General features: G+C 68.4%; 3 protein-coding genes. All 3 read right to left on the reverse strand.

Annotated elements, in window-relative coordinates; all coding sequences use genetic code 11:
- The coding region (locus tag Q0C81_RS15940) for a type II secretion system protein N (RefSeq protein ID WP_291840151.1) at positions 1 to 490 on the reverse strand (490 nt) is incomplete at its 3' end.
- 193 nt (positions 491 to 683) lie between these two features.
- On the reverse strand, positions 684 to 3,317 hold the full coding sequence (locus Q0C81_RS15945) for a TonB-dependent receptor (RefSeq protein ID WP_291840154.1): 2,634 nt from the start codon (positions 3,315 to 3,317) through the stop codon (positions 684 to 686).
- Positions 3,318 to 3,395: 78 nt separating this feature from the next.
- Complete coding sequence (locus tag Q0C81_RS15950) at positions 3,396 to 4,934, reverse strand: hypothetical protein (protein ID WP_291840157.1); 1,539 nt, start codon at positions 4,932 to 4,934, stop codon at positions 3,396 to 3,398.
- Positions 4,935 to 4,980: the final 46 nt, after the last annotated feature.

The following is a 4,980-nucleotide window of genomic DNA, read 5'->3' on the forward strand; positions in this document are numbered from 1 at the left end:
CGACCGGGGTCTCGGCGAAGATCAGGCGGCTGAGCGCGCCGTTGCGCGACAGGACGACATGGTCCGCGCCGACCGACTGCAGCGTCAGGCCGGGCTCGACCTCCTCGCCGACTCCGACGGAGATCTGGCGGCCGTCGGCCAGGCCGATGATGGCCGAGCCGCCACCGGCGCCGTCGGCGCGGACGCCGAACAGGCGCATCTGGCTGCTGCCCGCGGCGGTGGCTTCCGCCATGCTGGACTGGCCGCCGGTGCGGAAGAAGGCGTCGAAACGCTGGAAGATGGAGGTGTCGGCGGAGCGGTTCGCCGCCGGCGCCTCCGCCGAGGCGACCGGCGGCGGCTCGACGAACAGCCAGACCAGACGCCCGACCTGCACCAGCAGGACGGCGACCAGCAGGCCCTCGACGAGGGGCCGGAGCCGGACCGGACGCGCCGCGACATCCTGCGCGAACGCGCGGGCCGAGGTGGTCCAGTTGCGAAGAACAGCGATCACGAGAGGACGCCCGTCATGGCCCCCGACGGCCCGGAACAGTCCTAGCTCAATCGTCCGGGTTCGGGCTTCACGCGCTCATGACGGCGACGCGAACTTGTTATGACAACCCAGCCGTTTCCGGACAAAATCTCCACACAGCCTGCACGGAAAAGGCCGGCCCCGGATGGAGCCGGCCTTTCCATTTTCGGCAGGATCAGAAGCGGGCGGTCAGGCTGACCGAGCCGCTGGTTCCCAGTTCGTAGCCGTTGATGACGACCCGGTTTCCGAGCTCCTGGTATTCGAGGAACTCCTCGCCCAGCAGGTTCCGCAGCTCGACCGCCACGCCGTATTCGCGGCCCGCGTAGTCGAAGTCCTTGCGGAAGACGAAGTCGAGCTGGACGCCCGGCTCCTGGATCAGGTCAGGTTCGCCCGGACGGCCGCGCGCCGAGGTGCGCTCCGACACGAAGTTGGCGATCAGGGTCGCCTGCGAGCGGGCCGTGTCGTCTTCCCAGCCCAGTTGCAGGTTGGCGACGTGCTCGGACTGGCCTTGCAGGCGGCTGCCGTCGACCACGTAGAACGAGGCCGGCTGGGCGACGCCCAGGCTGTTCTGGGTGATGACGGTGTCGCCCGACCCGACGTTCACTTCGGACTTGGAGTAGGTGTAGTTGGCCTGGATCAGCCACCGCTTGTTGGCGATGAAGTCCATCTCCGAGCCGAACTCGAAATACTTCTTCACCTCGACCTCGGCGCCCTGGATGGTCGCGTTCGGCGCGTTGAGGAAGGTCTGCGAGATCGACGAGCCCTGGTCGACGACGCTCGACTCGATGGGCTTGTCCAGGTCCTTGTAGAAGAGACCGGCCGTCACATACTGATCGCGGGCGAAGTACCATTCCCAGCGCGCGTCGATGTTCAGGATCTCGGTATCGACCAGGTAGGGGTTGCCGATGAAGGTCCGGTCGCTCTCGACGTCCGTGTACTGCTGCGGCGCCAGTTCGCGGAACTGGGGGCGACCGATCGTCTTGGACGCGCCGAAGCGGAGCTGCATGTCCTCGGCGAAGTTCCAGGTGATGGTGCCCGCCGGCAGGATGTACTCTTCCTCGATCCGGGTCGGCAGGAAGCCGGTCGTGCCGCCGAACAGGTCGCGCGGGGTCACGGTCTGCTCGCCCTGCTCGGCGCGGACGCCGATGTTCAGGTTGACCAGCGGGATGATCTCCGCCGCCACCTGGGCGTAGGCGGCCTTGACCGTCAGCTGGCCGTCGAAGGCCGCGGCGCCGTTGGTCCCGGTGATCTCCTCGATCTGGAGGTACGGCCCGATGTTGATGTCCGCGAACAGGAAGTCGACGCGCGACTCCAGCTGATCGGCGCTCAGGCCGTTCGGGGCGATGAAGCGCAGGGTGCGCTGCTCGGATTCCCGGTTGTTGTCCGAATAGGCGACGCCGAAGGAGAAGACGGCTTCGCGGGCGTCGGAGAGCGGCAGGGTGTAGCTGACGTCCGCGCCGCCCGAGACGATGTCGTCGTCCAGTTCGCTGAACGAGATGGCGTTGGTCTCGATGTCGTGGATCCAGTCGCCGGCCACGTTCTGGCCGTAGCCGAAGCGGCTCTCGTACGGCGCGTCACGCGAGGTTTTGGCGTAGGCCGCCCGCCAGTCGAACTCCCACTCGCCGGCGCCGCCGAAGGTGTGCTCGCCGGCCAGCTGGGTCGAGAACAGCTGACGCACGAACCATTCGGTGTTGTCGGTGCGGCGCTGACCGCCCGAGCCGTCATCGAAGCCCGCTTCCGAACGCGCTTCCTTGGTGACGTTGCGGACGTAGAGGTTGGTCCACTTCAGCGTGTTGGTGTCGCTGGTCAGGCTCAGGGCGCCGAGGAAGTTCAGGGTCAGGTCGTTCTGGTTCGACTGGAAGTCGAAGTCGTTGGCGGTGACCAGCTGGCCGCTATCGATACGGCCCGTCTGGCGCACGCCGCGACGGCCGCTCCACTTGTTGTCGTACGAGGCCACGAAGACGCCGCCCAGCGTCCCCATGCCGGTTTCCATGTTCGTGCCGCCGGTGAAGCGCAGGCCGAAATTGGCGGGCGTGGTCTCACGCTGCAGCAGGCGCAGCGGCGCGTTGACCAGCGACTGGCCCATGTGGCGCAGTTCGGTAGCGGTGAAGTTGGCCGCCGAGATGCGCTTGCCGCTGCCGAAGCCGAGCTGGAGCGCGCCCGGGACATCGCGGGTGCCGTCGTCGAAGCTCGTGAAGTCGGTGCGCGAGCCGTAATAGATCAGCAATTCCTTGTTCGTCGTCTCCGTGTTGCCGCCGATCGAGGCCTGCATGCTGAAGAACGGCTGGCCCGGCGTGTCGATGGTGTGCAGGTCGACGACGCCGCCGCCGAACTCGCCGGGGAAGGACACCGAATAGGTCTTCTGGACCGTCAGGCCCGCCAGCACTTCCGACGGGAACAGGTCCAGCGGGACGACGCGTTGCAGCGGCTCGGGGCTGGGCAGCGGCGAACCATTCAGCAGGGCCGACGAATAACGCTCGCCGAGACCGCGCACATAGATGAAGCGACCCTCGACGATCGACAGGCCGGTGACACGCGACAGGGCCTGGGCGGCGTCGGCGTCGCCGGTGCGCTGCAGGTCTTCGGCGGTCACGAAGGCGGCGACCTCGGGGCTCTCGCGGTTCGGCTGCGGGATGTAGCGGCCCAGAACGACGACCTCGCCGAGGTCGGTCTCCGTGTCGACCGGCGGCTCGGCCTGCGCGGCCGGCGTCTGGGTCGTCGGGGCGGTCTGGGCCAGGGCGACGCCCGGCGCGACCAGGGCGGTGGTGGCGAGCAGAAGCCCGCCAAGGGACATTTTCACGGTCTTCATGGTCTGCGCCTCGAAGGGATCAACGGAAGGGTTCGGTAGCCGGGCGGCGGCGGGAAGCCGCCGCCCGTCCATCCGTCGTCAGCAGGTCAGGCTGGGGGCCGCGGCGTTGGCCGCCTGCAGGCCGCAGGTCCAGCCCTGGTACCAGGTGTCCGCCGCGTTCCGCACGGCGCCGACGTAGGTCACCGCGGTGAAGAAGCTGTAGATCGCCGGGGCGTTGGCCGGGGTCACAGCAGTCTCGTTGGCGCCGTTGATGAAGGCCAGGCTCTGGGCCGTCAGGGTGGCGCCGGCCGGAGCCGTCATCGACGAGACGCCCGTCGCGGTGTTGCCGACGTTCGTGGCGTTGATGAACACCGCTTCAGTGGCGACCGCGTTGACGTTCGAGTCGTTCTCGTACGGACGGTTGCAGGCGAAGAAGACCGAACGGAACACCGGAGCGTTGGTGACCGTCTGGGCGTCGTCGATGTCCAGGCAGGCCGCGGCCGAGGTCGACGGGTTGGTGATCACCGAGTTGATGATCGTCGGCTGGGTGCCGGTGTTCAGCGTCAGCAGGGCGTCGGCGGCCACGGCCGCGTTACGGCCGACGATGGTCCAGTTCGAGACCTTGGGCTGGGCGTAGAAGGCGGTGCCCGACGGGGCGGCCGACCATTCGAAGCCGCGGCTGCCGTTGGTCACGGCCGTGGCGCGCTGGGTGATGATGCCGAACTGGGCGCCGCCGCGCCAGCCGGTGTCGGTGTCCAGGCCGTCGTCGTCAGCGCCGTTGATCACGATGTGGCTCAGGTTGACGGTGCCGCCGAAGATTTCGATGCCGTCGTCCGAGCTGTTGTAGGCCTGGACGTGGTCGATCACGGTGCCGGAACCGACGCCGGCCAGGGTCAGGGCCTGCAGCTCGTTGTTCGGCGAGATTTCGAAGCCCGAGTAGCGGATCTGGACGTAGCGCAGACGGCCCGAGTTATCGGTCGGGCTGTTGCCGCCGTAGTTGGCGCTGGTGCCTTCGACCTGACCGACGCAGGCGATGTTCGGCGCGGTGACGCCGACCGGGCAGACCGCCGTCGGGGCGCGGCCGGCGATGACGACGCCGCCCCACTGGCCTTGCGAGTTCTCGGTGGTGGTGCCTTCGACGTTGGCGCGGCTGGTGAAGATGATCGGGTTGGTGGCGGTGCCTTCAGCGAAGATCTGCGAACCGCGGTTGACCAGCAGGTAGTCCGAGCCGCCCGAGCCGTACAGGCGCACGCCGGCTTCGATGGTCAGGATGCCTTGCTGGGTGCCGGCGACCGGAGCGGCCGGATCGGCGCCGCGGTCGTTGCCGACTTCCGTGCGACCCGAGATCGAATAGATGGTGCCGGCGCGCAGCGGCACGGTCAGGTTGCCGGTGATGGTGGTCGGCAGTTGGCAGGCGCGCAGCGTGCCCGCGGCGACGACGCCGACGTTGGCGAAGCCGGTGGGGCAGTCGGCGGCCGGGGTTCCCGGAGCCGGGGGCGTCACGCCGCCGCCGCCGCCGCCCGTGCCGCCGCCGAAGTCGCCTTCGCCGGGCGAAGCCACTTCAGACGAACCGCAGGCGGCGAGGGTCAGGGCGCTGGCCGACAGGGCCAGCAGGGTGGTCAGTTTGAAGCCGGTCATCGTTTTCACCGTGTCTGGTCCAGAGGAACTCACGGCAGGTGAGACC

It is taken from the genome of Brevundimonas sp. (assembly GCF_023259385.1).
Classification (GTDB): Bacteria; Pseudomonadota; Alphaproteobacteria; order Caulobacterales; family Caulobacteraceae; genus Brevundimonas.

Excerpts from the sequence above, each read along its gene's own strand:
- Q0C81_RS15945 (WP_291840154.1), bottom strand. The coding sequence starts at position 3,317 with ATGAAGACCGTGAAAATGTCCCTTGGCGGGCTTCTGCTCGCCACCACC.
- Q0C81_RS15950 (WP_291840157.1), bottom strand. The coding sequence starts at position 4,934 with ATGACCGGCTTCAAACTGACCACCCTGCTGGCCCTGTCGGCCAGCGCC.